A 26,590-nucleotide genomic window follows, 5' to 3' on the forward strand; every position below is an offset into this window, starting at 1 on the left:
GCGTGCACGGCGCCGACTCCACCGGCTTGCCCCTGGCGGCGCTCGGCGACGCGGCGGTGCTGCCGTCGGGCACGCGCCTCGACGGGTTCCGCCTCGAGGCGATGATCGCGCAGGGCGGGTTCGGGCAGGTCTACCGCGCGACCGAGGTCGACAGCGGCCGCGTGGTCGCGGTCAAGGTGCTGCACGGCGAGCTGTGCGGCGCGCCCAGCGCGGTCGCCCGGTTCCTGCGCGAGGCCGAGGTGACGGTCCGGGTCCGGCACCCGCACGTCGTCGAGCTGGTGTCGTGGGGCACCGTCGCCGACGGCCGGCCGTACCTCGTGATGGAGTTCCTGACCGGCACCGATCTCGGGCGCGTGCTGGCGCAGCACGGGCGGCTGTCGATCGAGCGCACGCTCGCGATCGTCGCGCCGATCTGCGCGGCGCTGACCGCGGCCCACGCCCAGGCGGTCGTCCACCGCGACGTCAAGGTCGGCAACGTGTTCTTGGCCCAGGGGCCCGACGGCGTCGAGCGCGTCGTGCTGATCGATTTCGGCATCGCCAAGCTGGCCGCGCCCGAGGCCGCGGAGCTCACGACCTCGCGCCAGCTGGTCGGCACGCCGGTGACGATGGCGCCCGAGCAGATCGCCGGCGGCGCGGTCGACGCGCGCACCGACGTCTACGGCCTCGGCGTGATGACGTTCCACCTGCTGACCGGCCGGCTGCCGTTCGAGGACGAGTCGGCGACGATCGTCCAGTACCTGCACGCCCACGCGCGCCGGCCGCGGGCCTCGGCGTTCGCGCCGGTGCCGACCGAGCTCGACGACGTGCTCGCGCGCGCGATGGCGATCGATCCGGCGCAGCGCTACCCCGGCGCCGACGCGTTCGCCGCCGCGCTGCGGGACGCCGTCGCGACGCCCAGCGCCAGCGCCGACGAGCTCGAGCCGCGTCCGGCGGTGGCGATCCTGGTCGAGGTCCGCGCCGACGACGACGCCATGGCCGATCCCGACGACGCGCTGCTCGCCGACCTCGAGGGCCTGCTGCCCCTGGCCGAGCGCCACCTCGCCAGCGCCGGCTTCGCGATGGCCTTGCACAGCGGCAACTTGCTGCTCGCGGGCCACGCGATCGACGGCGACGACGCGACCGCGCGCGCCGCCGCGATCGACGTCGCGCGGGTGCTCGCGGCCGAGCTCGAGGTCCGGCCGGCGCGCGATGCGCGGGTCGGGTTCGTGGTCGTGGTCCACGCCGGCGTCGCGCTGTGCGCCGGGACCGCGGTCCGGGCCGGCGAGCTCACCGACGTCGCCTACTGGACGCCCGATCCCAGCGTGCGCGGCCTCGTCGCGACCCGGGCGGCCCTCGACGGTCTGCCGGTGCTCAGCGCCGCGGTCAGCGACTCGCGTGTCTGGCAGGTCCGCTGACCCTCCATCCTGGACGCTCGCTTCCACAACGGAACGATCGGGCGTAACCTCGCGGCCGAACCCCGCGTAGGTACATCACATGCGCGCCGCCGATCTCGCCCTGGTTGAGCTCCTGGACTTCGTCCCGGCGGAGGGCCGGATCACCCTGCGCGATCGGCGGATGCTGCTGTGGGACGCCGACGCGTTCGGCAACCTGCGGCGCGAGCTGATCGAGAACCTCGGGGCCGAGGTCGCGCGCGGCATCCTGCGCCGGTTCGGCTTCGCCAACGGCTACCGCGACGCGCTGTCGACCAAGACCCTGGCCGAGTGGCCGAGCGACGCCGAGTGGTGGCTGACCTGCCCGGCGCTCCAGGCCCACCAGGGCAAGGCCCGGCCCCAGGTCAAGACGCTCGAGCTCGACCGCGCGGCCGGCCACTTCGTGCTCGAGGTCGACTGGCACGGCTCGTACGAGGCCGACCAGCACGCGCGCATCGGCGCGACCGCCGACCTGCCGGCGTGCTGGACCCTGGCCGGCTACGCGTCGGGCTTCTCGACCGCGGTGATGGGCGAGGAGGTCTTCGTCGTCGAGCAGCAGTGCCGGGCCCAGGGCCACCCCGCACTGCGTCGTCGTCGGCAAGACCCGCCGGGCCTGGGGCGACGCCGGCGCCGAGATCGCCCGCGAGTACCAGGCCCGCGACCTGGCGCACGAGCTGACCGAGCGTGAGGCCGAGCTGCAGCGCACGGTCGCGGCGCTGGCGCAGCGCGACGACGAGCTGCGGGCGCTGCGCGGCGAGCCGCCGGCCGACGACGGCCTGGTCGTGCGCGGGCGCGCGATGACCGCCGTGATCGACCTGGTGACGCGCGTGGCCCAGGTCGACGCGACCGTGCTGATCAGCGGCGAGAGCGGCACCGGCAAGGAGCGCATCGCGCGGCTGGTGCACGCGCGCTCGCCCCGGGCCGGGCGCGCGTTCGTGGCGATCAACTGCGGCGCGCTGCCCGAGCCGCTGCTCGAGAGCGAGCTGTTCGGCCACGTCAAGGGCGCGTTCACCGGCGCCACCGTCGACAAGCCCGGGCTGTTCGCCGCGGCCCGCGGCGGCACGGTGTTCCTCGACGAGATCGGCGAGATGACCGCGGCGACGCAGGTCAAGCTCTTGCGGGTCCTGCAGGAGCGCGAGGTCCGCCCGGTCGGCGCGACCGCGTCGATCGCGATCGACGCGCGCATCGTCGCCGCGACCCACCGCAACCTGGCCGAGATGGTCGCGGCCGGGACCTTCCGCCAGGACCTGTACTACCGGCTCAAGGTGGTCTCGGTCGCGGTGCCGCCGCTGCGCGAGCGCACCGAGGAGATCTTGCCGCTGGCGCGCCACTTCTGCGAGCGCACCAGCGCGGCCTACAAGCTGCCGCCGCGGCTGTTGTCGCCCGAGGTCGCGGCGCTGCTGACGCGCCACGCCTGGCCCGGCAACGTGCGCGAGCTCGAGCACGCGATCGAGCACGCCGTGGTCCTGGCCGGCGCCGACGGCAAGCTCGCGGTCGAGCACCTGCCGGCCGAGCTGCGGGCCGTGGCCGAGGCGCCGGTCGCGCGGCTGCTCGACGCCGATCTGCCGCTGGCCGAGATCGAGCGGCGCTACACGCTGCTGGTGCTCGAGCGCAACCGCGGCAGCCGGGTCGCGACCGCGCGCGCGCTCGGCATCGGCACCAACACGCTGTGGCGCAAGCTCAAGCTCTGGGGCGCCGACGGCGCGTCGAGCTGAGCGCCCGCACCCGTCGCCACACTCCAACCTGGAACGCCGGGACTCCAACATCGCACCCTGAGGGCCGTGGCGCGCCGTCGCAGGCCGGTTCGGCGGTGGCACCGATCGTGCTGAACCGGTCCGCATGTTCGCCCGGCCCCCGTTCCCCGTCGCCGCGATCGTCCGCGCACTGCTGTCGGTCGCGGTCGATCGCTGGCGCGGGGGCGCGTGGTGATGATCGCCACGCCGACGCCGCTGGCGCGGACCGTCGTGCGTGCGACCGTGCTGGCCGCGCTGGTCGGCTCGGTGCTCGTGCTCATCAACCACGGCGATCACCTCGCGCAGGAGCCGATCTGCCCGGGGTTCTACTGGAAGGTCGCGCTGTCGTACGCGGTGCCGTTCACCGTCTCGTTCGTCTCGACGTCGCTCGCACACGGCGATGCGCGTCGTCGTTCACAGGTTCAGGACTCAAGGAGCACTCACCGATGACCCCCTCGCTCAAGCACGGAATGTTGATCGCCATGGCCGCGGGCTCGCTGTTCGCCGCCGCCTGCAAGAAGGCCGATGACAAGGGCAACACGGCGCCGGCCGCGGCCAAGCCCGAGGCCACCAAGGCCGACCCCGGCAAGGCCATGCCCGCCGCCACCACGCCGCCGGCCGAGCAGACCGCCAAGGTCCACTGCAGCGGCGTCAACGCGTGCAAGGGCCAGGGCGGGTGCAAGACCGCCGCGAACGCGTGCGCCGGTCAGAACGGCTGCAAGGGGCAGGGCTTCGTCGACGTGCCGTCCGAGGACGACTGCAAGACCAAGGGCGGCACGGTCATGGCCGGCATGATGTGATCCCACTCGATCGTCGCGCGCACCCGCGCGTCTCGACCGCCGCTCGCGCGCCCCGCGAGCGGCGGTTCGCGTTTGTGCGCGCGGGCGCGGGGGTGGCGCGTCGACGTTCCTCCATCCTGGCGTGCCGCGTTCCAGGTTGGCGCGTCGAGGCGGCCGCGCACGGCGACGGCGGCCGCGCGACGCTGGCCCGAGACGTGCTGATGCCCAGGTCAACACCATGCTGACCACGCTGACGACCCGCATCCGCTCGCTGACCGATCGCGCTCGGTGGCTGCCGCCGCTGCTCCTGCGCATCGTCCTCGGCGTCACCTTCATCAAGACCGGCTGGGGCAAGCTCCACCACCTCGACCGCGTCGAGCAGTACTTCCGCTCGCTGCACATCCCGGCGGCCGGGCTGCAGGCGCCGATGATCGCGACGATCGAGTTCGTCGGCGGCCTGCTCCTGCTCGCGGGCCTGGCCACGCGCGCGGTGGCGCTGCTGCTGACCGGCGTGATGGCGGTCGCGATCTACACCGCGATCTGGCCCGACGCCGACGGCGTCACCGCGGTGCTCGGCGGCGTCGAGGCCATCTACCTGGCCGCGTTCGTCCACCTCGCGATCAGCGGCGGCGGTCCCATCTCGCTCGACCGCGTCGTCGGGCGCTTCGTCCCCGCGCTCGCGCCTGCGCCGATCCCGGCGTGACTCGTCTCGTCTCGTCTCGTCTCGTCTCCAACCTCACCGCACGACCAAGGAACCGATCATGAAGACCACGACCACCTCGCTCCTCCTCGCCGCCGCCCTCACCGGCGCCCTGTCCGCCGCCGCCGCCGCCGCGCCGCTCGCGCCCACGTCCGCCGCCGCCGTGCGCATGGACGACGGCAAGACCGCGCCGCCGGCCGACAAGAAGGACGCGGACAAGCCCAAGGACGACGGCAAGAAGGACGCCGACAAGCCCAAGGACACCGACAAGCCCAAGGACAAGTCGGCGTGCGGCGGCAAGGACGGCTGCGGCGCGAAGAAGTGATGGACCGCCGCCGATGACCGCCCACCGCTGGAACGCCCACGCCCACCTCGGGGTCGGCCTCGGGCTGCGGGCCGCGCACGTCGACGACATCGTCGCGTCCGCGCCCGCGGTCGGCTGGTTCGAGATCCTCGCCGAGAACTTCCTCGGCGACGGCGGGCGTCCCCGCGACACGCTCGAGCGCATCGGCGCGCGCTACCCGCTGGTGCCCCACGGCGTGTCGCTCTACGTCGGCGCCGCCGACGGGGTCGATCGCGCGCACCTGCGCCGGCTGCGGGCCCTGGCCGACGCCGTCGACGCGCCGTGGGTGACCGACCACCTGTGCTGGGGCGCGGTCGACGGCCACGTCAGCCACGATCTGCTGCCGCTGCCGTTCACGCCGGCGGTGGCGCGGCTGTGCGCCGAGCACATCCGCCGGGTCCAGGACACGCTCGGCCGCCCGTTCGCGATCGAGAACGTCAGCTCGTACGTCGAGTGGCAGGCGTCGACGATGACCGAGTGGGACTTCGTCGCCGAGGTGGCCGAGGCCGCCGACTGCGGCATCCTGCTCGACATCAACAACGTCTACGTCAGCGCGCGCAACCACGGCTTCGATCCCCGCGCCTACCTGGCGCGGATCCCGGCCGAGCGGGTCGCGCAGCTCCACCTGGCCGGCCACGCGCCCCATGACGGCTACCTCATCGACACCCACGATCGCCCGATCGCCGAGGCGGTGTGGACGCTCTACGCCGAGACGATCGCGCGGCTCGGCCCGACGCCGACCTTGATCGAGTGGGACGCCGATCTGCCGCCGCTCGCCGTGGTCGTCGCCGAGGCGGCCCGCGCCGCCGCGATCGTCGCCGCGGCGCGGACGCCGGAGCAGGCCCGTGCGAGCTGAGCCCGCGGTCACGCCGCGGCCGCTCGGCGACGCGGCGCCCGCGGCCCAGCTGCGCGCGCTGCAGCGGCAGTTCCTGGCCGCGCTCGCGCGGCCGTTGACCGGCGCCAGCCGGGCCCGCACGGCGCTGCCTCCCGACGACGAGGTCACGTCGGGGGTGTCCGCGATCGCGCGGCCGTCGGCCCGGGCCGGCCGAGCCCGGACCGGGCTGCCGATCGACGACGAGGTCGCGTCGGCGTTCGCCGCGGTCGCGCGCGCGCTGGTCACGCCGTCGGCGACGCTCGCGGCGCCCGCGCGGCTCGAGCTGTACCACCGGCAGTACTGGTTCCGCCTGCTCGACGCGCTCGCCGACGACTTCCCGGCGGTGGCGTGGCTCCTGGGCCCGACCGCGTTCGCCGCGCTGTGCGAGCGCTACCTGCGCGCGCGGCCGCCGGCCACGCACACGCTGGCCGACCTCGGCGCCGGCCTCGCGCGCTTCGTGGCCGCGACGCCCGCGGCGACGTCGTCCCCGCACCACGTCACCGAGCTGGCCGCGCTCGAGTACGCGTGGTGCCACGCGTTCACCGCCGGCGCCGGCGCGGCGGTCGCCCCGGCCGCGCTGGCCACGACGCCGCTCGCGCTCGCGCCGCACCTGACGCTGATCGCGGCGCGGACCTCGGTCGATCGGCTGTGGCTGCGCGCGCGCGCCGGCGCCGCGCCGGGGCGGCCGGGCGCGGTGGCCGCGAGCCCGCGCCGCTTCGTCGCGGTGTTCCGCGACGGCCTGGCGCGCGACGTCGAGCGCCTGCACCCGGCGGCGCACGCGCTGCTCGCGAGCATCGCCGCCACCGGGGCGCTGCCCGCCGCGCTCGAGGCCGCGGCGCCGCGCTTGCCGGCCCGCCGCGGCGCCGCGATGGTCGGCGCCTGGTTCCAGACCTGGACCGCGCGCGGCTGGCTAGTCGCGCGCGCCGCGTAGCGCGCGCGGTGGCGCGGTGCCGTGCCGCGCGCGCGGCGTGCGTGGCGGCGTGCCGTGCCGAGTCGTGCTGGCCGTCGTGCGCGTCGCGCCGTGCAGCGCGTGTCGTGCGTTCGCGCCGCGCGACCTCGCGCTACTTGACGTCGAGCTTGAGCTCGACCGAGTGCTTGCGCGGCTCGCAGGTCGTGTCGGTGCACAGCGCGAACTTGAGCTTCAGGCCGATGCGCTTGTCGCCGGCGACCTTGGGCGTCAGCGCGAGCCGGAACGTCGCCCGGTCGTGGGAGATGGTCGCGTCGCCGCGGCCGAGCTTGGCCTTGGCGACGCCGACGTCGGTCGGCGCGGTGATCTCGACCGCGATCGGGTACTCGTCGTTGACCTTGTAGCCACCGCCAGCGGTCACGACCAGCCCGACCTCGACCGCGGCGCCCGCGACCGGCTGGTCGGTTGTGGTCGCGGTCACGACGAAGCCATCACCGGACCAGCGCTGGGTGTCAGCCAGGGCGAGCGCGGGTGCGGCGGTGATGAGGGCGGCGACCAGGAGCGGACGGAAGATCATCGCGAGTTCCTATTCATGCCACGTGCCAGGCGTCCAGGCCATGCCCGCCGGCCTGCGCGCGCGGAATCGTTCCAGCGTGGCGCGGTCGGGGGTCCAGATCGGCGGGGCCAGACCCGGCGGAGCGGCGCGACCTCGGCGGCGAGGGCCAAGCGCTCGTCGACCTACCAGCGCTCGACCGCGCGGCGCGCTCGAGCGCACGGATCATGGTGCCGCCTCGGGGCCGGTCAGCGCGCCGGCATCGAGCCAGCGGATCAAGAGCGCGATCGCCCGGTCGGCCGGCTCGTCGGTGAGCGGCGCCAGCGCGGCGCACACGTCGGCGAAGCGCGCGGCGGCCGCCAGGACCGGGGCGACGACGGCCTCGTCGGGCTCGAGCGTGCGGTGCACGACCTCGAGCCCGCGCCGCCACACCAGCACGGTGCGCGCGGTCGCGGCCGGCTCGATCCAGGGCGCGTCGCGCTCGAGCGCGGCCCAGCCGTCGTCGACGGTCCACGCCAGGGTCACGACCGCGCTCGCGGGCACCCACGCCAGCGCCAGCGCGGCCAGGGCGTCGGGCGGCAGCGCGGCCACGTCGTCGCGCCCCAGCGGCGTCGCGTCGGCGCCGTCGAAGACCTCGACCCGGGCGCGCTCGAGCCGCGCCAGGTCGCCGGCCCAGGGCGGCACGTCGGCGGCGCCGTCGAGGTACGCGCCCAGGGCGACGCCGAGGTCGCGCAGGGTCCACGTCGACGGCGGCCGCGCCGCGACGTAGCCGTCGACCTCCTCGTCGAACCGGGCCGGGCCGAGCGACGCCTCGAGCTTGGGGTGGTCGGCGCGCAGCGCGTCGCGCAGGCGCGCGCCGTACGCGAACGCGTAGATGCCGAGCTCGCCGGCGGCGATGAGCCCGCGCGGATCGCCGCCGCCGCTGGTGACCAGCGCCTGGAACGCGCGCTGTTGCTCGAGCAAGCTAGCCGGCATCGCGGACCTCCGCCGTCGGCGCGCCGGCCGCGATCGCGCGGGCCTGATCGAGCTCGGCCACCAGCTCGGCCAGCGGCGGCAGGTGATCGTCGCGCTCGATCATCGTCGCGACGCCCGGGAACCGCGCGCACGCCTCGGCGAACAGCGCCCACACCTCGGGGCACACCGGGTGATCGTGGGTGTCGACCAGCCAGCGGCCCTGCCGCGAGTGCCCGGCCAGGTGCAGCTGCCCGACCCGCGCCGGCGGGATCGCCGCGAGGTACGCGCGCGCGTCCCAGCCGTGGTTGGTGGCGCTGACGAAGACGTTGTTGACGTCGAGCAGGATGCCGCAGTCGGCGCGGCGCGCGACCTCGGCCAGGAACTCGGCCTCGCCCAGCGCGCTGGCCGCGAACGTGACGTAGCTCGACGGGTTCTCGAGCAGGATCCGGCGCCCGAGGCGGTCCTGGACCTGCCCGACCTTGGCCACGACCAGCGCCAGCGCCTCCTCGGTGTACGGCAGCGGCCACAGATCGTGGCTCTGGTGGCCGCCGAGCGAGGTCCAGCACAGGTGATCGGACACCAGCGCCGGCTCGACCTCGTCGACCAGCGCCGCGAGCCGGGCCAGGTAGGCGTCGTCGAGCGGCTCGGCCGAGCCGATCGACAGCGACACGCCGTGCAGCACCACCGGCCATCGCGCGCGCACCGCCCGGAGCACGCGGCGCGGGTTGCCGCCGGCGACCATGACGTTCTCGCTGATCACCTCCCACCAGTCGACCACCGGGGATCCGGCCTCGACCTCGGGATAGTGCGGCGGGCGCAGCCCGAGGCCAAAGCCCAGCGCAGGGAACACAGCCTCGATGCTACGCCCCGGCGCGGCGGTGGTTACCGCCGTTCCGTTCTGGCGTGCGGGCGCTCCACGCTGGAACGGTCCCGGCCTCGGGGGCGCAGGTTCGAGCATCGCCAAGGAGCAATGCACCCCCCGCGCCAGGCCGCGCGTCACTTCACCAGCGCCAGCGCGACCTCCGCGGCCAGCGCCGCGTCTCCGATCAGCCTCGCGACCACGTCGGTGACGTCGGCGCGCACGCGCGCGTGCTCGACCCGCGCCGCGACGATCGCGGTGCCCAGCCAGGCCGTGGGCAGCGTGACGGACCGCCGGTCGAGGCCGAGGTGCAGCATCGGGTCGTCGTCCCGCTCGGTCAGCGTGACGCGATCGCCGACGAACTCGATCCGCAGCATCGGGTGACCGATCCACAGCAGGTCGTCACGCGGCCGCTCCGCCAGCGCGGCGCTCCACTCGTCGAGGTCGCCCAGATCTCCGCAGCACCCGGGCAAGTGCACCGGGATGTCGTCGACGACCAGGGCGTACCCCCCAGCGAGCGCGCCGACGCGCTCGATCGGCGGGCAGTCGTCGGGTCCGTCAGGATCTGGGAAGTTGGGCAGGCCGGTGTCGGCCAGCCGCTCGGCGATCAGGCGGTCGAGCAGCGGGTGGCCGGTGAGGTCGCGCGCGCGCACGAAGTGAGCGCCTGGCGCGATCAGCGCCACGGCCTCGAACCCCGCGTCGGCGACGCACTCACGAAAGTGTGCATCCCAGGCCGCGGCGTGCGCGCGCGCCGGACCGTCCGCAGGCAGCGGTCGATCGCTCAGGCGCCACGGCTCCACCTCGAGCACGGGCACCAGCTGGACGTCGCGGGTCGCGGTGATCAGAGACATCGTGCCGCTCCGTGATCCCGTTGGGGAGGCCTGGCGACCCGCAGTCAGCCCCCTGCGACTCAGCGCTCTTTCGGTCGCCGGGGAGTCCCTGGAGACTCAGCGCGACTTCGGTCGAGCACCGCGCCTCGCGCCTTGGGTGGTCTCGGGTGGGAGCCCTGTCGGGGCTTGCCCCCGAGCTACCGCCGTGGTCCGGGCGTGACTCGGACCTCGGAGCACCCCCTGCACCTGCCCGGGTTCGGCGACGAACCCGCTGCCGCTCAGTTCTGGTCGTTCGAGCGCTTGAGGATCAAGAACTCGACGCGGCGGTTCTTGGCCCAGGCCGCCTCGTTGTGGCGGTTGTCGAGCGGCTGGGTCTCGCCGTAGCCCTGCGACTCGAGGCGATCCTTGTCGATGCCCTTGTCGAGCAGGTACTGCTTGACCGACGCGGCGCGCTTGGTCGACAGGTCGAGGTTGTAGGCGTCGTTGCCGCGCTCGTCGGTGTGGCCCTGGACCTCGATCAGCTGGATGTCGGGGTTGCCCTCGAGGGTCGCCGCGACCGCGTCGAGGATCGGGAACGACTCGCTCTTGATGACGGCCTTGTTGTACTCGAAGAACACCTTGTCGAGGATCTCGATCTTGGTGCCGGTGAGGATCACGCGGCCGCGGTCGGGGCAGCCGTCCTCGTCCTCGAAGCCGTTGCGGGTCTCGGGCTCGTTGGGGCAGCGGTCGTCGTTGTCGAGGATGCGGTCCTTGTCGTTGTCGGGATCGGGGCAGCCGTCCTCGTCCTCCCAGCCGTCCTTGTCCTCGGGGTCGTTGGGGCACAGGTCGTCGACGTCGAGGATGCCGTCCTCGTCGTTGTCGGGATCGGGGCAGCCGTCCTCGTCCTGGAACTTGTCGAAGTCCTCGGGGTCGTCCGGGCACTGGTCGACGTCGTCGAGCAGGCCGTCGCCGTCGCGATCGTTCTTGTTGCCCTCGGGGCAGCCGTCCTCGTCCTCGAAGTTGTCCTTGTCCTCGGGGTTGAGCGGGCACTTGTCGTCGACGTCGAGGATGCCGTCCTTGTCGTTGTCGGGCTCGGGGCAGCCGTCCTCGTCCTCGAAGTCGTCGAAGTCCTCGGGCTCGTTCGGGCACCCGTCGACGTCGTCCTTGTAGCCGTCACCGTCGCGGTCGCCGATGTTGGGCTCGAAGACGATGCCGATGAACGCGCGCGCGCGCGGGTTGCCGGCCTTGCCGGGGACGACGCCGGCGCCGCCGCCGATCGTCAGGAACGAGTTGCGGGCGAGGTAGACCTTGATGCCGCCGATCGCCTCGAGCGGCTGGTAGTTCTCGCCGGCCAGCGCGGCCGCGCCGTAGATCTCGCCGAGGATGTCGAACTTCTGCGGCGCCAGCGCGTAGGCCAGGCCGAGCCCGAACGGGATCTCGTTGCCCGACTTGATGGTCTCGCCGGTGGCGGGCGACCCGACGTCGCCGGAGCCGGTGTCGGTGTACTCGGTGGCGCCCGTGCGGATCCGGAAGCCGGCGTTGATCGCGGCGCGGAACCGCCGATCGCGGCCGAACTCCTTGTCGACCACGACCAGCACCTGCGGCACCAGCTTGTCATCGCCGATGAACTTGTTGCGGGGGCTCGAGTCGCCGCCGAACGTGCCCAGGTACAGGCTGCCGATCAGGCCGACGCCGATCTTGGGGCCGCGCGAGGTCTTGAGGAAGCGGGTCTTGAGGTGCAGGCCGATGTTGCCGACGCCCTGGCCCGACATGCCGAAGGTGAGGTCGTCGTTGGGGTTGGTCGGCGTGCCGCCGTCGGAGTCGGGCCCGCGATCGCCGGCCATGACCACGAACGGCACGGTCGCGCCGAACTCGAGCTCGGCGGGGCCGATCTTGAGGCCCGCGGCGGCCAGCAGCGTCGGCGTCACGATGTGCGTGACCTCGAACGTGGTGCCGGCGTCGCCCTCGAGCGACACCAGCTTGAAGCCCCAGTCGGTCACGAGACCGAAGGCGAACTCCTTGTTGCCGAGCACCTGTGAGGCGTTGACCGTCAGGTAGCCGCGCGAGTCCATCGCGTGGTGGAACGGGTTCACGCTCACATCACCGGCCTGGGCGCGAGCCAGTGACGGGGCGGCGACCAGGGCTGCCGCGGCGATGAGTCCGAGGCCGAGAGCGGTCCGACGAGCAGGCGAGTGCATGAAGCCTCCGGAAGGCGGGCGTGCGCCGACGGGCGCGCAGCAGCAAGGGGTGCCTTGAGTTACACCAGGATGGCGCGGGGGGTCAAACCGCCCGGCCCGGCCTTTCGCGGCCTCGGCGCACATGGACACCATTCGGCGAGGTAGTGCCCCGCGGCCACGCGGCGGTTACGCGCGATCGGTCGACCCGCCGGCCCGGGACCCGGTATCCACCGGACCGGGTGTCACCGGATTGGGTGTCACCCGATCGGTCGGCGGGACCCACCGGCAGCGGACCGGTGTCACCCAGCGGACCGGGTGTCACCCGATCGGTCGGCGGGACCCACCGGCTCCGGACCCGGTGTCACCCAGCGGGCCGGGTGTCACCCGATCGGTCGGCGGGACCCACCGGCAGCGGACCGGGTGTCACCCAGCGGACCGGGTGTCACCCGATCGGTCGGCGGGACCCACCGGCGGTCGGGTGTCACCCAGCGGACCGGGTGTCACCCGATCGGTCGGCGGGACCCACCTGCACCCGACCGGGTGTCACCCGATCGGTTCGACATCGGAAGCGCCACCGGCACCTGACCGGGTGTCACCCGATCGGTCGGCGGGACCCACCGGCCGTCGGACCGGGTGTCACCCGATCGGTCGGCGGGACCCACCGGCACCCGACCGGGTGTCACCCGATCGGTTCGACATCGGAAGCGCCAGCGCCGACCGGTGTCATCCGATCGGTTCCCGTTCCACCGCCCGCCCTCGGTCCGACCAGCGCTACTCGGCGCCGGGATCGAACTTGGCGACCCGGAGGCAGGTCTGCCGGATGCCGGTCTTCGCGCCGGAGGTCGCGCGCGAGTAGTACATCTTGGCCTTGGCCTGGTTCTTCAGGTTGCACGCCGAGAGCGCGGCGATGTTGATCGCCTTGGTGATCTGCGGGGTCGGCGCGCCCGACATCTTGATGACCTGCTCGGCCAGGGAGAGCGCCCGCGCGTACTGGCCGTTGACCGCGGCCGAGCTGGCCTCGGCGGCGATCGCCGTGGCGTCGCCGGAGGGGGGCGGCGAGCCACCGCCACCGCTGCTGCCACCGCTGCTGCCGCCGCTGCCGCCGCTGCTGCCGCCGCCGCCGCCCGGCGGCTTCACGGCCACGGTGTCGTCGCAGTTCACGTCGCGCACGGCGGCGCCGGCGTCGGAGAACACCTTGCTGGCCTCGGTGGCGAGCTTGTCGAGGTCCTTGCAGCGCTTGGACTTGGCCAGGCTCGCGGCCTGGCGCTTGGTCTCCGACAGGTACTGGCTGTGCAGCTTGTCGTAGCCGTCCCGGGCCTTGTTCTTGTAGACCGAGTTCTCGGGGATCGCCTCGAACGCCGCCACCGCCGACTCGTACTGGCGCCGGCCCGCGGCCGCGGTGAAGTCGCTGTACAGGTTGCTGTTGGCGGCCTCGCGGTGGGCCTGGTCGGCCAGGGTCTTGGCCTCGGCGTTGTTGCGGTCGAGCGCGAGGATCTCGGCGGCGCGCTCGGCGGCGGGCCCCCACTTGTTGTTCTCGATCGCGGCGCGGGCCTCGGTGAGCAGCGCGGCGACGTTGTCGCTGACCGACGGGACCGCGCTGCCGCTGCCGGCGGGCTCGACCGCCGAGCCGGGGCTGGGGGCCGTGTCGCTGCCGCTGCCGGCCGGGTCGGTCGGCCCCGCGGCCACGCCGGGGTTGGTGGCGGGGGTGCCGGCGCTGCCAGCGCTGCCCCCGCTCCCGTCGCTGCCGCGCGCGGCCATCTCGGGGTTCTTCTTCCCGCCGCCGCCGCCGCCCGACGCGACCACCGCGATCACGCCGCCGACCACGACCACGCCGAGCAGCGCGAAGATCCAGGTCTTGCTCTTGCCGGTGGGGACGTCGACGATCTGGGCGTCGCGCCCGAACAGAAAGTCCTCGCCGGCCTCGACGAAGCGGAACCGGACGTGGCCGAGATCGATCGTGTCGCCGCGGCGTAGCTCGACCTTGCCGTAGTCCTCGCCGTTGACCCGCACGCCGTTGGACGACTGCAGATCCATGATCGTGTAGCGGCCGGTGTCGGCCTCGCGGACGATCTTGGCGTGGTTGCGGCTGATCGAGCGGTGGTTGATGACGACGTCGTTGTCGTCGGTCCGGCCGATGACCATCTGCTGCTTGGTCAGCTGGAACTCGCGGCCGGCGAAGTTCGACGACAGCACCACGATGCGGGCGTGGCCACCGGGCGCGGCGACCGCCGCCGGCGCCACCGCGCGCGCGGTCGGGTCGGTGTCGGCCAGGCCCATCGGCACCGCCATCGGCGCCGCCGGCATCGCCGCGGCGAGCTGGGCTGGATCGAGGCGCTCGATCGGCTGGGTGCGGGCGTCCTCGTAGGGCACCGGCGCCTCGACCCCCTCGGCCTTGAGCTCGATGAGGTAGTCGCCGATCTGGACCCGGTCGCTGACCGCCAGCACCGTGCGCTGGGAGATCCGCGTGCCGTTGACGCGCACGCCGTTGTAGCTGCCGAGGTCCTCGATCGCGACCGCACCGTTGGCGCGACTGATCCGCGCGTGCTTGCGCGAGACGTTGCGCTCGGTCAGCCGGATGGTGTTGCCTTCCTTGCGGCCGATGGTGATCTCGTCCCGCACCAAGGGAACGACGGTGGTCTTTCCCTCATCATCCTGGATCACTAGCTTGAACATCGGCTCATCTCCGCTGGCGACGGCCAGCGTCTACGCCCGCGGGATGCGGACCTCACTTGGACCCCAGCCAGCGCTGGGCGGTTTGGTAGGCGATGCGAAGTTGGTAGTCGTCCTCGAGCCTGGCGTCGAGTATCGCACGGTTGTCCGGGGCTTGCACCGCGTCCGGAGGCCCGGCTGGGGTGGCCCCGGCCGCCGTGCCACCTCCTGCCACCACGATCTCGGCCTCGAACTCTGGCACCTCTAGATCAGGGGAGATCCCGTGGGCCTCGACCTCGTGGCCGGCCGGGGTCAGGTAGCGGTTGGTCGTGAGCTTGATGCCGGAGCCGTCGTCCAGGTCGAAGTAGGTCTGGATGGCGCCCTTGCCGTAGGTCTTCATGCCGAGCACCGTGGCGCGGCGGTGATCCTGCAGCGCGCCGGCCAGGATCTCGGCGGCGGAGGCGGTCTCGGCGTTGACCAGGGCGATCACCCGGGCGTTGACCGCGAGCCCGCCGCGGTGGGCCTTGTGGACCTCGACCTCGGTGGTCCGGCCGCGGATCGTGACGATCAGCCCGTCGTCGAGGAACTCGTCGGCGACCGCCATCGCCTGATCGATGAGCCCGCCCGAGTCGGTCCGCAGGTCGAGCAGGATGACCTCGGCCGCGTTCGCGCGGATGAGCGCGCGCAGCGCGGCGGCGGTGTCGGTGGCGGTGGCCTCCTGGAAGCGGCGGATCGACAGGTAGCCGATGCGCGGCGCCAGGACCTCGGACGCGACCGAGGGCACCTTCACCTGGGCCCGCACCAGCTCGACCATGCGCGGGCCGGCGCCGCCGACCCGGACCACGCCGACGGTGACGCGCGACCCTGGGCTGCCCCGGAGCTGCTGATCCCAGTAGCGATCGTCCTGGGCGTCGTCGCCGACCGTCGACGCGCCGTCGATCAGGACGATCCGATCGTCGACCGCGATGCCGGCCCGGGCCGCGGGCGAGTCGGGCACGACCTCGTCGACGATCGGCCAGCCCAGCGCGTTGGGCATGGCGTCGTCGGGGCCGCCCGGACCGAGCGCGAGGCCGACGCCGCCGAACTCGCCCTCGGTGTCCTGCCGCAGCCGGCGATACTCGGTCGGCGAGAAGAACGCCGAGTACGCATCGAGGCTCGCGACCATGCCGCGCGCGGCCGCGTACAGGAGCTGCCGCTCGGACACCGGCTCGACGTACTGCTGGCTCGCGAACGACAGCGTCTGGGCGAACGTGTCGAGGCTCTGGTAGCGGACCGCCTGGGCCCGCTGCGGGCGGGCCGCCACCGACACCGCCGCGGCGATGGCGCAGCCCGCGGCGAAGCAGGCGACGTGGCTCGCGCGCGACACGCCTGCGATGGTAGCGCGATCGTCTGGGCGGCGCCGGGCCTACCTCGGCAAAAGGTAGGGCTCCGGGTCGACCGGCAGGCCGCCGGGCCCGACCGGCACCCGGACCTCGAAGTAGACGCGGGTCTTGTGCGGGGTGCCCAGACGCTGGCCGGCCTCGACATGGTCGCCGGTGGCCACGGCCAGCTCGCCGAGCTTGCCGACGACGGTCCAGACGCCGCCGTGGTCGAGCACGGCGCCGCGGTCGAGCCCGCGGATCGGGCCGGCGTAGCGGACGATGCCGTCGGCCGGCGCCACGACCTCGGCGTCGCGCGCGACCTCGAAGTCGAGCCCGCGCCGCGCCAGCACCGCCCGGCTGTCGTCGTGAACGAGCGTTCCAAACCGGCGGGCGATCGCGCCGGCGACCGGGCGGCGCAGGCGCAGGTCGGCCGGGGGCGCCGTCGCGCGCGCGCGATCGGCGTCGATGCGCAGCGCCGCGCTGGTGAGGCTGTCGACCTCGCGCGCCAGCAGCGTGACCTCGGCGCGATCGCGCGCCAGCAACAGCCGCGCGGTGGCCCGGCCGCGCGCGACGGCCATGCGCTCGCCCGGGGCGATCGTCAGCGGCGCCGACGCGTCGCGCAGGAGCTTGTAGGCCAGGCGGACCCGCTGCACCCGCGCCCGCTGGCGCTCGTGCTGCTTGGCCAGGACCTGTTCGCGCGCGCGCGCGACCGACGCCGCCTGGGCGTCGAGCTGCTCGTCCAGGCTCGGGCCGGCCTCGGCCGCGCGGGTCAGCGCGGCGATCGCGAGCGCGCCGCCGAGGAGCCAGCTACGCATCCCGCGTCCCCGCCACCACGCCGCCGGCGAGGCCGAGGCCGGCGCCGAGCGCCATGATCAAGCCGACCGCGGCCGGGGTCCACGCCCGCGCGTCGGTCAGCGCGCCCAGATCGGCGCTGGCCCCGACGGCGCGCCCGACCGCGAGCGCCACCGCGGCGCCGAGCACGCCCAGCGCGATCCCGGCGCCGTAGGTCGGCGCGCGGGTGAGCCACGGGCCCGCGCCCAGCAGGCGCAGCGCCGCGCGCTCGCGCTGATCGGCCGCGAGGTGCAGCCGGATGGCCGCGGCGACGGCGATCACGCCGCCGACGCCGACCACGACGAACAGCGCCCACGCCAGGCGGGCGAGCCGGGCCAGGGCGTCGGCGAGCGGCGCGCTCGCGTCGCGCGTGACCTCGACGTCCTCGACGCCCGCGGTCCCGCGCAGGAGCCCGACGATCGGGCTGGCGGCGGCGACGTCGGTGACGCCGGGCGCGAGCGTGATCTCGAGCGACAGCGGCAGGCTGCTGGGCTCGACGCCGTCGAGCAGCTGGTCGTGGGCGCCCAGCGCGACCCGCAGGCGGTCGCTGGCCTCGTCGGCGCTGACGACCGCGACCGCGTCGACGCCGCCGGTGGCGCGCAGCCGCTCGGCCAGGGCCGTGGCCTGCTCGGCGGTGGCGCCCTCGTCGAGGTAGACCACCATCGACGCCTGGGCCCGGGCGCCGTGGGACCACGCCCCGACCTCGCGCGCGGCCAGCCGGGTCGCGGCCACGCCGACCAGCGCCGCGGCGATCGCGGCGATCGCCCAGGCCGAGGCGCGGGGGTCGCGGGTGAGCAGCCGCAGCGAGCGCGCCAGCAGCGACGCCAGCGCGGTCATCGACGGTTCCCCGCCGAGCGCGCCACCGGGAACGGCACGACGTTGGGGACGGCCTCGGCCTCGGGCGTCGGGCGCTCGATCTCGGCCTCGACGTGGGGCGCGGCGTCGATGGCCTCGACCACGACGGTCGCGGGATCGACCAGGCGGTGCCGGTGGATCGTCAGCACCCGCCAGCCCAGGCGACCGGCCGCGGCCAGGAGCGCCGGATCGCGCGACGTCACGACCGCGGCGGCGCCGTCGGCGATCCGCGCGCGCAGCGCCTCGACGAAGCGGGCGGTGCCGTCGCCGTCCTGGTGGCAGGTCGGCTGGTCCGCGATCACGACGTCCGGATTCCGGACGAAGGCGCGGGCCCACGCGACCCGCTGCCGGGCCGCCATCGACAGGCTCGCGATCGCGCGGTGGGGGGCGACGTCGACCGCGGCCAGCGCGGCGGTGGCCCGGCGCCGGCGCTCGCGGGCGCGGACCCCGGCGACCTCGAGCGCGAGCTCGACGTTGGCGCCGGCGGTCGCGTCGGCGACGAGCGCCAGGTCCTGGGGGACGACGCCGAGGCGCCGGCGCAGGCGCACCAGCGACGACGCGCGCAGCCGCGCGAGGTCGCGGCCGACGACCGCGACCGTGCCGACGGCCTGGCGCTGACCGGTCAGCAGCTCGATCAGGGCGGTGGCGCCGGCGCCGGCCGGCGCGCCGATCACCACCACCTCGCCGCCGGCGACCGCGAGGTCGACGTCGACGAAGACCGGGCGGTCGTCGTACGCGAGGCCGGCCTGGCGCAGCGCGATCATGGGCTCGCTCATCACCCTCGGTCGTACGCCCCTGGGGCGGGTGGGGCAAAAATTCGGCCGTCACCGGCGCGGCGCCCGGGTCCGCAGGGCTACGATCCGGGCGTGCGCGCGCGGCTCTTCTCGGCGGCCCTCGGCCTCGCGCTCGCGAGCTGCCGCGGCACGTCCCCCGACGGCCGCGTCGACGAGCTGAAGCGCCGGCTGGCCGAGGCCGAGGGGCGCCTCGAGGCGATCGAGCGCACCGGCACCCGGGTCGACGCGCAGCGGGTCGCGCGCGAGCTCGCGGCCCAGGGGCCCAGCTCTGGGCTCGCAGGTCCGCTCGGCCCCGAGGGCCCGCCCGGCATCCCCGGCCCGCAAGGACCGCTCGGTCCGCCCGGCCCCGCCAGCGCCGGTCCCGAGGGCCCGGTCGGCCCGCCCGGCGTGCCGGGCCCGGTCGGCCCCGAGGGAGCGCAGGGCGTGCAGGGCCTCCAGGGACCGCAAGGCCTGCAAGGGCCCCAGGGGCCTCAGGGGCCGCGCGGCCCCGCGGGTCCCCCGGGCGCGTACGCAGGCAAGACCGATCTGTCGCGGCGCGAGGCCCGCGTGTCGGTCGGGCCCGGGCAGGTCGCGTCGGTCGTGGCCGCGTGCGAGCGGGCGCGCGATCTGGTCATCACCGGCGGCTGCTACGCCGATCCGATGTGGATCGCCGAGCTCGTCGCCGCGCGGCCCACCGGCCTCACCGATCCGACCGCGGCCTCGAGCTGGCGCTGCGACTACCGCAACACGTCGACCGGGCAGGCCATCGAGGTCGTGGCCGAGGTCTACTGCGTCGCGCCGCGCGAGTGACGGGCGCTGGTGCCGTGACCGGCGGCGTCGCGCTGCACGCGTGGACGCGCGCTGATCGCGTGACCGGCGGCGTCGCGGGCGCGCTGTTCGAGCGCCGCGTCGCGTCGCCCGCGCGAGTGCGGCGCGCTGGTCGCGTGACCCGCCGAAACGGCGAACGCCCCGCGTCGGCGGGGCGTCGGGGCACGCGCGGGCGCCGGTCAGGGCGCGGTGTACGTCGCGGTGATGCTGTAGCTCGACGCGGTGTAGCCGTTGGCGCCGACGTAGAACGAGGTGGCGCCCGAGGGCACGGTCAGCGTGCAGGTCTCGCTCGCGGTCGACAGGTACGGGCGGCAGGCGAACCGCGACTTGGTCGGCGCGCTGTTCCAGCGCACGTACAGGTCCGCGTCGCCGGTGCCGGTCATGACGACGGTGAGCGTCGTGCCGACCCGGGCGGCGATCGGTCCGCCGACGACCTTGAACTGGTTGAGCGCCAGGCTGCCGCTCCAGCTCTGGGTGCCACCCGACGACGGCGGCGGCGGCGGCGGCGGCGGCGGCGGGTTGCCACCACCGGGCGCGCCGTAGAGCGCCGCGATGCCCTCGGCGTCGCGCTGCGTGAACGAGAGGTCGCTCGACGTGCCGTTGCACTGCGGGTAGTGCATCACCGACGCCGAGTCGTACGGCGTCAGCGGCTGCCAGTTGTTGTCCTCGAAGCACGCGCCCGACTCGGGCCGGGTGTGCTCGTGGCGGAACCCGAGCGCGTGGCCCAGCTCGTGGGCCAGGATGTTCTTGAGCGGCCAGCTCAGGCCGGGGCTGAACGCGGTGTTGTCGATGAGGACGTTGCGGCTCGAGCGGGCGTTGTTCGGGAAGAACGCGCGCGCGAGGTACTGGCCGTTGACGTTGACCGGGTTGACGTCGAAGACGACGTTGTTGTTGCTCGACGTGCAGGCGCTGTCCTGGGCCGGCACGTAGACGAAGTTGACGTTGCCGCGCACCTCCCAGCCCAGGTCGGTGGCCTGGCGCAGCGCCTCGACGACGGCGGCCTTGTTGCCGCCGAAGTTGTTGCTGACGCAGTAGGTGAGGTTGAGCTTCTGGACGTCGGTCCACTTGGTGGGCACGCCGCCGGCGGTGTTGACGATCAGCGGCTGGCCGTCGTAGAGCGCCTGCCACTCCTCGTAGAGCGCCTTGTCGTTGTCGACCGGCGTGTCGCCGTCGATGATGTACGCGCCGCCTTCCCACGGCTCGTGGAACGTCAGGTCGCGGAACTCCTCGAACGTGAGCTGGTCGGAGAGGGTGGCGGTGGAGTCACCGACCATGCAGCCCACGAGCTGCGAGGTCGCGACGAGGCCGAGAGCGAACAGCGAGCGCTTCATGCCCGCGGCTCACTTCAACAAGGATGCCATCGACGCGCGCGGGCGTGATCGCCGCCACGGCGCGGCTGCGCCAGATCGGCGCGCGCTGCCAGACCCACATCAGCGCTCGCGAGGTCGACGCCGCACGCGCGCGCAGATTGGTAAGCGCGGTGACGCCCATCGCATGCGGATCCCCTGACAGGGGCCGGCGGATCGTCGGCTTCGGTCAGCGCGCTGTCAGCGCCGGCGCCAACGTGATCTCCGACGGTGCGCAGCGCGCTGCGGCGCGACTCCGGCGCGACGAGGCGGCTCGTGACAGGGCGGCGCAGTGGCGCGCGGGGGCGAGGCGCCTTTTGCCTCGGCGTGCGCGTGGGATCAGGTCGCACACTGTCTGTCGTCGACGGAGATCGCGCTGCATCCGCCTACGGCGATCGCCGCGTCGGTGGTCGTCGGTGCATCGGCGGCGCGGGTCGACGATGTAGGAGAAGCGCGCCGGGCGTGGACGCTCCAGCGAGTGCAACCGATCGGTTGCAGGTCCACGCGTCTCGCCTACATCTCGTTACCACCGCACATCCGCACGCACGTACAGCGCGCGACCGGGCAACGGGAAGCCGACCAGGTCGGAGATCGCGCGCGGCACCTCGGTCAAGTCGGGCCGCGGCGGCGGGGCGAGCGCGACCTGCTCGACCCGGCGATCGAGCAGGTTCTTCAGCTCGACGGCCAGCGCGACGCGGCGGGTCAGCTCGAGCTTGGCGCCGACGCCGACGAGCGTGCGCGCCGGGACCGCCGACAGGTTGGCCTCGTCGACGAACGCGCCGTCGCTGTACGACACGTCGGCGAAGCCCGCCGCCAGGTGCCCGGCCAGGCGGCGCGCGGCGTCGACACGTATATATGCGGCGTGGCGCGGTCGGCCCGGCAGCGCCGCGCCCGAAAGGCTGGGCTGGCTCGAGCGCTGCCGCGCGTCGAGGAACGTGTAGTTGCCGGTGACCGTGACCGCGCGCCAGCCGCGGACCGAGCCGGCCAGCTCGACGCCGACCAGCGTGGCGCCGGGCAGGTTGACCGGGCGCGTCACCAGGCCGCCGGTGGTCACCAGGGCGATCACATCGACCGGGCGGGCGCCGAAGCCGGCGACCTCGACGTAGATCCGATCGAGCGGGCCCCGGCGGGTCGCCGGCGCGAACACCGCGCCCAGGTCGGCGCTCCAGCCGCGCTCGGTGCGCAGGTCGGGGCGGCCGACGATGAAGCCGCGGTCGCCGAACAGCTCGAGCGCGGTCGGCACCCGGGCGTAGCGCCCGACGCTGGCCTTGATCGCCAGGTCGGGGGTGGCGAGCGCGCGGGCCGCCAGGCGCGGGCTGAGCAGCAGCTCGGTGCGGGGCGGCGCGGCGGTCGTGGTGCCGGCGGCGGCGTCGACGAGCGGCACCGTGCGCAGGACCTCCAGGCGCAGCGCCGGCTCGAGCGACACCCGCCCGCACGCCACGCTCAGATCGTCGGCGACCGCGACCGCCGCGCCGAGGCGCTCGCCGGCGGTGGCGATCGGCGCCGCCGGGCCGACCTCGCGATCGCGGTAGTGGTCGGCGCGCAGCTCGACCGCCGCCGTCGCGCGGTGGTGACCGCGCCGCCACACGGCCGCGCCCTGGGCGCCGCCGCCCAGCGTCAGGTAGCGTCGATCCTGGCCGCTCGTGCCGAGCTCGTCGTCGGGATCGCGGAACCGCTGCACCTCGACGGTGACGAAGCCCGAGCCGCGCACCGCCAGGCCCGCGACCGCGCCGGGCTCGTCGACGTCGACCGCGCCGTCGGCGGTGCCCCCGACGGTGTCGAGCCGGGTCGCCAGCGCCTGATCCCAGCCAGTGCCGGGCACGCCCTGCCGCCGGCCCAGCGCGCGGACGCCGCCGCGCCACGACCGGGCGCCGCGCGCCCCGGCCGCGCGCACGACCCCGTCGAGCTGATCGTAGCCGTTGTTGGCCCGGGTCGCGGTGCCGTCGTCGGCGGTGGTCAGCGGCGTGCCGCGGTCGTCGAAGAACGTGTAGTCGCCGGTGGCGCCGGCGTAGCCGAGCTCGGCCGCGATCGCGCGCTCGGCCGGATCGCCGTCGCCGAACCGCAGCCGCGCCGCGCGGGCGCCGAACGAGCCGCCGCCCAGGCTCAGGTGCCAGCGCTCGCCGGTCGCGGCCCGGCCGACCCGGCTCACCAGATCGAGCGCGCCGCCGACCCCGGCGCCGCCGAGCGTCACCGGCACCGCCCCGCGGTACAGCTCGATGCGCTCGAAGCTGTCGAGGTCGTAGCGCGCCAGGTCGGCGGTGACCGATCCCAGGCGCGACAGGGGCACGCCGTCGATCGACACCTGGGTGTTGCCGGGCGCGTTGCCGCGCACGGTCACCGCGGCGAAGCTGCCCAGGCCGCCGAGGCTGCGGCTGTCGGCGCCGACCGTCGCGCCCAGCGCGTCCGCGACGCCGCGGGTCTCGCCCTCGCGCTCGTCGACGTGGACCACGGTCACGAACTCGGGCGCCGCCAGCGCGCGCCGCCGGTCGCGGGCCTCGGGATCGGCGCCGGTGAGGTCGTCGGTGCCGCCGCGGGGGCCGTGGTCGACCAGCACGATCGTCTCGGTCGCGCCGGTCACCGGCTCGTCGGCGCGGGCCGGCGCCGCGACGACCAGGGCGAGGAGCGCGGCGCGACGCATGGCCGGCGAGCCTCCCTGCCGCCGTCGGCGCTGTCAACCTTGACCGCCGGTGGGGCCGGCGCGACCATGCTGGGATGCGCCTGTCCACGATGCTCGCGGCGATCTCGGTGGTGGCGCTCGGGTGCGGCGGCGACGACGGCCCGCCGGTCGATGACGGCGACGCCGCGGTCGGCGATCCCGACGGTGGCGGCGGCCCCGACGCGCCCGGTCCCGACGCGCCGCCTGTGGTCGGCGAGCCGCCCGGCCTGGTCGGCATCGTCAACGCCCACAACGCCGAGCGCGCGCTGGTGGGCGTCGGCCCGCTGACCTGGGATCCGGCGCTCGCCACCATCGCCGACACCTGGGTGCGCCAGTGCGTCGACACCGCCGCGCCCATCGGCCTCGTCGATCACAACGCCGGGCGCTCGAACGGCTACCCGACCTACGTCGGCGAGAACATCTACGGCGCCGGCGGCCAGGCCAGCGGCACCGCCGCCGCCGCGCTGTGGATCTCCGAGAAGCAGTACTACCACTACGACACCAACTCCTGCGACGCCGGCCGGAGCTGCGGCCACTACACCCAGGTCGTCTGGCGCAACACCACCAAGATCGGGTGCGCGATCTACACGTGCCCCGGGCTGCAGTACGGGTCCACCGTCGTGTGCGACTACGGCCCCGGCGGCAACATCGGCGGCCAGCGGCCGTACTGAGCGCGCGGCCGGCCGGCGTCGCACGCCGGGGCAGGCGCACGCCGGGGCAAGGCGCACGCCGGGGCAAGGCGCACGCCGGGGCAAGGCGGGTCACGCGTCGAGCGGGGCTGGCACCTGCTTGCCACGTGCTTCACGGCATATGCCTGGCGCACGCTCGGCGGCCTGTATCGCGCGCTGCGCGCCGCGCGCGGATCACGCGTCGCTCGTCCCCGGCACGTGCCGCAGGCTCGACGGCGCGCGATCGCAGCCTCGGCGGCGCGCGGCCTGCGCCGAGCGCGCGCGGGACGGGGGCGCCGGCGGCGCGTGGCCGCAGGCTCGACGGCGCGGCTGCGCCGAGCGCGCGCGGGACGGGGGGCGCCGGCGGCGCGTGGCCGCAGGCTCGACGGCGCGGCCTGCGCCGCGCGCGCGGGACGGGGGCGCTCGCCGCCTGGCGCCTGCCAGAGGCGTGGCGGCGCGGCCTGCGCCGAGCGCGCGCGGGGCCGGCGTCGAGCGCCGACGGACGGGGCGTGGCGGCACCTGCTCCGGCTCGGCGCGCGTGCGTCGATCGCCGGCGGCACCTGCTTCCGCCTCGGCGGCACGCGGCCTGCGCCGCGCGCGCGCGGGACGGGGGCGCTCGCCGCCTGGCGCCTGCCAGAGGCGTGGCGGCGCGGCCTGCGCCGAGCGCGCGCGGGGCCGGCGTCGAGCGCCGACGGACGGGGCGTGGCGGCACCTGCTCCGGCTCGGCGCGCGTGCGTCGATCGCCGGCGGCACCTGCCTCCGCCTCGGCGGCACGCGGCCTGCGCCGCGCGCGTGCGCGTGCGCGGGTCAAGCGTCGATCGCCCCCGGCACCTGCCACAGGCTCGGCGGCGCGCCGCCCCGGCGCCATCCATCCGCGAGCAGCCACGTCTGCGGCCGCGCCGACGGCAGCGGCTCGAAGCCGCGCGGCCAGGCGAACGGCACGCCGTCGCGCTCGGCCCAGCCGACGAACCAGACCGCGGTCGAGTACGGATCGACCTGCGCGCGGCGCTGACCGAGCGCGGCGTGATCGGCGCGATGACGCCGCCAGTTGTTGAGCACGTACGCCAGCGCGTTGCGGGCCTGGCGCGGGGTCGTGATCGGCGTGGCGTGGTAGCGCGCCGCGAACACCCGGCCACGCCGCCGGACACCGCGCTCCTCGGAGATCGCCAGGTTCAAGCGTCGCGCCGCCGAGATGCACAGCCCGCGGACGCCGTTGGCCAGCGCGAGGCGGTCGTCCGCCTCGCACAAGAGGTGGATGTGGTTGCCCTGGATCGACACGTGGACCACGCGGAAGTCGTGGCGCCCCAGCGCGCGGACCATCGCCCAGCGCATCGCCTGGTACGCGCTGCGCCGGCGCAACCGCCCGACGTCACCGACGACCTTGAGCACGACGTGCACCGGCTGCCGCGGATCGTGCACAGGTCGAGCGCGGTGCGGCGGTGTCTGCGCGCCTCGGCGCTTACGGCCCGCGCCCTTGCGCCGACCGCCGTGGCCGACCCGCGCCTTGGTCACCCCGAACTCCAGTTGCGCTCGCCGCCGCCCAATCATGATAGGGCTAATATACATTCAATGATGATGTTGTCGAGGGCAGGATGAGGTGAAAATGAGAGATGCGGCGCCCGGCATCGGACTCCGGCATAGCCGTCGGCGTCGGCGTCGGCGTCGGCGTCGGCGTCGGCGTCGGCGTCGACCTCCATCGTCATCGTCGGTTTTCCCCGTCGGCGGCGACCTCCAGCGTCGGCGTCGGTTCCCCCCGCGGCGACCTCCAGCGTCGGCGTCGGCGTCGGCGTCCAGCGTCGGCGTCCAGCGCCAGCGTCGGCGTCCAGCGCCGGTTTTTCCCGTCGGCGTCGACCGCCAGCGTCGGCGTCCACCGCCAGCGTCGGCGTCCAGCGCCAGCGTCGGCGTCCACCGTCGGCGTCGGCGTCGACGTCCAGCGTCAGCGTCGACCTCCAGCGTCAGCGTCGGTTTTCCCCGTCGTCGGCGACCTCCAGCGTCGGCGTCGGTCCCCCGGCGGCGACCTCCAGCGTCGGCGTCGGCGTCGGCGTCCAGCGTCGGCGTCGGCGTCCAGCGTCGGCGTCCAGCGCCGGTTTTTCCCGTCGGCGTCGACCGCCAGCGTCGGCGTCCACCGCCAGCGTCGGCGTCCAGCGTCGGCGTCGGTCCCCCCGTCAGCGTCAGCGTCGGCATCGGCGTCGGCGTCGGCGTCAGCGTCGATCTCCAGCGTCGGACCTCCGGCGTCCCGGCGAGCCACGTCCTGCTGCTGCCGTCCTGGGGCCTGCGTCCCGCGTGGTCCCGCGTGTCCTGCGCGACACGCCGCCACGCCGACCCGAAGGGACGATGGGAACGTGGGCTGGCTCCCGGAGCGCTGATGGAGTTGACGCGGTGTGGACAGCCACACCGCAGGCGGCGTGGTGGCGTAGCGGACCGCCCAGGACGGCGGTGTGCCTGACCCACACCGCTTGGACACCGGCGACGCGTGCGTGCGGTCAGGCCGCGATCGAGTTGGCGCCGGTGCCCACAACCCCACAG

At 74.8% G+C, this 26,590-nt stretch carries 25 protein-coding genes and 1 pseudogene; 11 read left to right on the forward strand and 15 right to left on the reverse strand.

Going from position 1 to position 26,590, the window contains the following annotated elements:
* Positions 1 to 2: 2 nt before the first annotated feature.
* From IPL61_21775 to IPL61_21815, 9 genes are all read left to right on the forward strand, one after another.
* Entirely contained in the window at positions 3 to 1,394 is a 1,392-nt protein-coding gene (locus tag IPL61_21775) for a serine/threonine protein kinase (GenBank protein MBK9033863.1), read from the forward strand.
* 79 nt (positions 1,395 to 1,473) lie between these two features.
* Positions 1,474 to 2,097: a XylR N-terminal domain-containing protein gene (locus IPL61_21780; protein MBK9033864.1), complete on the forward strand. Its 624-nt coding sequence runs from the start codon at positions 1,474 to 1,476 to the stop codon at positions 2,095 to 2,097.
* Between the two features lie 109 nt (positions 2,098 to 2,206).
* Positions 2,207 to 3,124 carry a sigma 54-interacting transcriptional regulator gene (locus IPL61_21785; GenBank protein MBK9033865.1) on the forward strand — a complete coding sequence of 306 codons (918 nt, stop codon included), beginning with the start codon at positions 2,207 to 2,209 and terminating at the stop codon, positions 3,122 to 3,124.
* A 207-nt stretch (positions 3,125 to 3,331) separates the two neighbouring features.
* Positions 3,332 to 3,592: a nitrate/nitrite transporter NrtS gene (gene nrtS / locus IPL61_21790; protein ID MBK9033866.1), complete on the forward strand. Its 261-nt coding sequence runs from the start codon at positions 3,332 to 3,334 to the stop codon at positions 3,590 to 3,592.
* Positions 3,589 to 3,942, forward strand: coding sequence for a hypothetical protein (locus tag IPL61_21795; GenBank protein MBK9033867.1), 354 nt, complete (start codon positions 3,589 to 3,591; stop codon positions 3,940 to 3,942). The genes nrtS and IPL61_21795 overlap by 4 nt, the downstream gene beginning before the upstream one ends.
* A 217-nt stretch (positions 3,943 to 4,159) precedes the next feature.
* Entirely contained in the window at positions 4,160 to 4,624 is a 465-nt protein-coding gene (locus IPL61_21800; protein MBK9033868.1) for a DoxX family protein, read from the forward strand.
* Between the two features lie 58 nt (positions 4,625 to 4,682).
* A complete protein-coding gene (locus IPL61_21805) occupies positions 4,683 to 4,946 on the forward strand; it encodes a hypothetical protein (GenBank protein ID MBK9033869.1) in 264 nt (87 codons plus the stop codon).
* A 13-nt stretch (positions 4,947 to 4,959) separates the two neighbouring features.
* Positions 4,960 to 5,820, forward strand: coding sequence for a DUF692 domain-containing protein (locus tag IPL61_21810; protein MBK9033870.1), 861 nt, complete (start codon positions 4,960 to 4,962; stop codon positions 5,818 to 5,820).
* Complete coding sequence (locus IPL61_21815; GenBank protein ID MBK9033871.1) at positions 5,810 to 6,769, forward strand: putative DNA-binding domain-containing protein; 960 nt, start codon at positions 5,810 to 5,812, stop codon at positions 6,767 to 6,769. Before IPL61_21810 ends, IPL61_21815 begins: the two co-directional genes overlap by 11 nt.
* 130 nt (positions 6,770 to 6,899) lie before the next feature.
* On the opposite strand, the gene IPL61_21820 is transcribed toward IPL61_21815, so the two are convergent.
* From IPL61_21820 to IPL61_21865, 10 genes are all read right to left on the reverse strand, one after another.
* On the reverse strand, positions 6,900 to 7,322 hold the full coding sequence (locus IPL61_21820) for a hypothetical protein (GenBank protein MBK9033872.1): 423 nt from the start codon (positions 7,320 to 7,322) through the stop codon (positions 6,900 to 6,902).
* Between the two features lie 201 nt (positions 7,323 to 7,523).
* On the reverse strand, positions 7,524 to 8,273 hold the full coding sequence (locus IPL61_21825; protein MBK9033873.1) for a putative DNA-binding domain-containing protein: 750 nt from the start codon (positions 8,271 to 8,273) through the stop codon (positions 7,524 to 7,526).
* Positions 8,263 to 9,210, reverse strand: a complete 948-nt coding sequence (locus tag IPL61_21830; protein MBK9033874.1) for a DUF692 domain-containing protein — start codon at positions 9,208 to 9,210, stop codon at positions 8,263 to 8,265. The genes IPL61_21825 and IPL61_21830 overlap by 11 nt, the downstream gene beginning before the upstream one ends.
* Positions 9,211 to 9,248: 38 nt before the next feature.
* Complete coding sequence (locus tag IPL61_21835) at positions 9,249 to 9,962, reverse strand: hypothetical protein (GenBank protein MBK9033875.1); 714 nt, start codon at positions 9,960 to 9,962, stop codon at positions 9,249 to 9,251.
* Between the two features lie 257 nt (positions 9,963 to 10,219).
* Positions 10,220 to 12,013, reverse strand: coding sequence for an OmpA family protein (locus tag IPL61_21840; protein MBK9033876.1), 1,794 nt, complete (start codon positions 12,011 to 12,013; stop codon positions 10,220 to 10,222).
* Between the two features lie 855 nt (positions 12,014 to 12,868).
* A complete protein-coding gene (locus IPL61_21845; protein MBK9033877.1) occupies positions 12,869 to 14,770 on the reverse strand; it encodes an FHA domain-containing protein in 1,902 nt (633 codons plus the stop codon).
* Between the two features lie 52 nt (positions 14,771 to 14,822).
* Entirely contained in the window at positions 14,823 to 16,112 is a 1,290-nt protein-coding gene (locus IPL61_21850) for a S41 family peptidase (GenBank protein ID MBK9033878.1), read from the reverse strand.
* Between the two features lie 39 nt (positions 16,113 to 16,151).
* Positions 16,152 to 16,922 carry a M23 family metallopeptidase gene (locus IPL61_21855; GenBank protein MBK9033879.1) on the reverse strand — a complete coding sequence of 257 codons (771 nt, stop codon included), beginning with the start codon at positions 16,920 to 16,922 and terminating at the stop codon, positions 16,152 to 16,154.
* The gene (locus IPL61_21860) at positions 16,915 to 17,775 is read right to left on the reverse strand and encodes a hypothetical protein (protein MBK9033880.1); all 861 of its coding nucleotides are present in this window, start codon (positions 17,773 to 17,775) and stop codon (positions 16,915 to 16,917) included. The genes IPL61_21855 and IPL61_21860 overlap by 8 nt, the downstream gene beginning before the upstream one ends.
* Positions 17,772 to 18,569: an ATP-binding cassette domain-containing protein gene (locus IPL61_21865; GenBank protein ID MBK9033881.1), complete on the reverse strand. Its 798-nt coding sequence runs from the start codon at positions 18,567 to 18,569 to the stop codon at positions 17,772 to 17,774. The genes IPL61_21860 and IPL61_21865 overlap by 4 nt, the downstream gene beginning before the upstream one ends.
* 327 nt (positions 18,570 to 18,896) lie before the next feature.
* Between IPL61_21865 and IPL61_21870 the strand changes: the two genes are divergently transcribed.
* Positions 18,897 to 19,376 (forward strand): hypothetical protein, encoded by a 480-nt coding sequence (locus IPL61_21870; protein MBK9033882.1) that lies wholly within the window; start codon positions 18,897 to 18,899, stop codon positions 19,374 to 19,376.
* A 197-nt stretch (positions 19,377 to 19,573) separates the two neighbouring features.
* Here IPL61_21870 and IPL61_21875 read toward each other — a convergent pair whose 3' ends face one another.
* Both IPL61_21875 and IPL61_21880 read right to left on the reverse strand, forming a co-directional pair.
* Positions 19,574 to 20,725, reverse strand: a complete 1,152-nt coding sequence (locus IPL61_21875; protein MBK9033883.1) for a matrixin family metalloprotease — start codon at positions 20,723 to 20,725, stop codon at positions 19,574 to 19,576.
* A 538-nt stretch (positions 20,726 to 21,263) separates the two neighbouring features.
* Positions 21,264 to 23,378: a TonB-dependent receptor gene (locus IPL61_21880; protein ID MBK9033884.1), complete on the reverse strand. Its 2,115-nt coding sequence runs from the start codon at positions 23,376 to 23,378 to the stop codon at positions 21,264 to 21,266.
* Positions 23,379 to 23,452: 74 nt separating this feature from the next.
* Between IPL61_21880 and IPL61_21885 the strand changes: the two genes are divergently transcribed.
* Entirely contained in the window at positions 23,453 to 24,067 is a 615-nt protein-coding gene (locus IPL61_21885) for a hypothetical protein (GenBank protein MBK9033885.1), read from the forward strand.
* A gap of 804 nt (positions 24,068 to 24,871) precedes the next feature.
* Here IPL61_21885 and IPL61_21890 read toward each other — a convergent pair.
* From IPL61_21890 to IPL61_21900, 3 genes and pseudogenes are all read right to left on the reverse strand, one after another.
* Positions 24,872 to 25,612: a transposase gene (locus tag IPL61_21890; protein MBK9033886.1), complete on the reverse strand. Its 741-nt coding sequence runs from the start codon at positions 25,610 to 25,612 to the stop codon at positions 24,872 to 24,874.
* Positions 25,609 to 25,935 carry a hypothetical protein gene (locus IPL61_21895; protein MBK9033887.1) on the reverse strand — a complete coding sequence of 109 codons (327 nt, stop codon included), beginning with the start codon at positions 25,933 to 25,935 and terminating at the stop codon, positions 25,609 to 25,611. The genes IPL61_21890 and IPL61_21895 overlap by 4 nt, the downstream gene beginning before the upstream one ends.
* Before the next feature lie 151 nt (positions 25,936 to 26,086).
* Positions 26,087 to 26,279: pseudogene (locus IPL61_21900) on the reverse strand (hypothetical protein).
* Positions 26,280 to 26,590 lie beyond the last annotated feature (311 nt).

This window comes from Myxococcales bacterium, assembly GCA_016717005.1.
Lineage (GTDB): Bacteria > Myxococcota_A > Polyangia > Haliangiales > Haliangiaceae > UBA2376.

Bases quoted from the DNA above. Each gene is read 5' to 3' on its own strand.
- IPL61_21780 (MBK9033864.1), top strand. From the start codon at position 1,474: ATGCGCGCCGCCGATCTCGCCCTGGTTGAGCTCCTGGACTTCGTCCCG.
- IPL61_21785 (MBK9033865.1), top strand. From the start codon at position 2,207: ATGACCGCCGTGATCGACCTGGTGACGCGCGTGGCCCAGGTCGACGCG.
- IPL61_21795 (MBK9033867.1), top strand. From the start codon at position 3,589: ATGACCCCCTCGCTCAAGCACGGAATGTTGATCGCCATGGCCGCGGGC.
- IPL61_21800 (MBK9033868.1), top strand. From the start codon at position 4,160: ATGCTGACCACGCTGACGACCCGCATCCGCTCGCTGACCGATCGCGCT.
- IPL61_21805 (MBK9033869.1), top strand. From the start codon at position 4,683: ATGAAGACCACGACCACCTCGCTCCTCCTCGCCGCCGCCCTCACCGGC.
- IPL61_21810 (MBK9033870.1), top strand. From the start codon at position 4,960: ATGACCGCCCACCGCTGGAACGCCCACGCCCACCTCGGGGTCGGCCTC.
- IPL61_21820 (MBK9033872.1), bottom strand. From the start codon at position 7,322: ATGATCTTCCGTCCGCTCCTGGTCGCCGCCCTCATCACCGCCGCACCC.
- IPL61_21825 (MBK9033873.1), bottom strand. From the start codon at position 8,273: ATGCCGGCTAGCTTGCTCGAGCAACAGCGCGCGTTCCAGGCGCTGGTC.
- IPL61_21830 (MBK9033874.1), bottom strand. From the start codon at position 9,210: ATGCTCGAACCTGCGCCCCCGAGGCCGGGACCGTTCCAGCGTGGAGCG.
- IPL61_21835 (MBK9033875.1), bottom strand. From the start codon at position 9,962: ATGTCTCTGATCACCGCGACCCGCGACGTCCAGCTGGTGCCCGTGCTC.
- IPL61_21845 (MBK9033877.1), bottom strand. From the start codon at position 14,770: ATGTTCAAGCTAGTGATCCAGGATGATGAGGGAAAGACCACCGTCGTT.
- IPL61_21855 (MBK9033879.1), bottom strand. From the start codon at position 16,922: ATGCGTAGCTGGCTCCTCGGCGGCGCGCTCGCGATCGCCGCGCTGACC.
- IPL61_21860 (MBK9033880.1), bottom strand. From the start codon at position 17,775: ATGACCGCGCTGGCGTCGCTGCTGGCGCGCTCGCTGCGGCTGCTCACC.
- IPL61_21865 (MBK9033881.1), bottom strand. From the start codon at position 18,569: ATGAGCGAGCCCATGATCGCGCTGCGCCAGGCCGGCCTCGCGTACGAC.
- IPL61_21875 (MBK9033883.1), bottom strand. From the start codon at position 20,725: ATGAAGCGCTCGCTGTTCGCTCTCGGCCTCGTCGCGACCTCGCAGCTC.
- IPL61_21880 (MBK9033884.1), bottom strand. From the start codon at position 23,378: ATGCGTCGCGCCGCGCTCCTCGCCCTGGTCGTCGCGGCGCCGGCCCGC.
- IPL61_21885 (MBK9033885.1), top strand. From the start codon at position 23,453: ATGCGCCTGTCCACGATGCTCGCGGCGATCTCGGTGGTGGCGCTCGGG.
- IPL61_21890 (MBK9033886.1), bottom strand. From the start codon at position 25,612: ATGATTGGGCGGCGGCGAGCGCAACTGGAGTTCGGGGTGACCAAGGCG.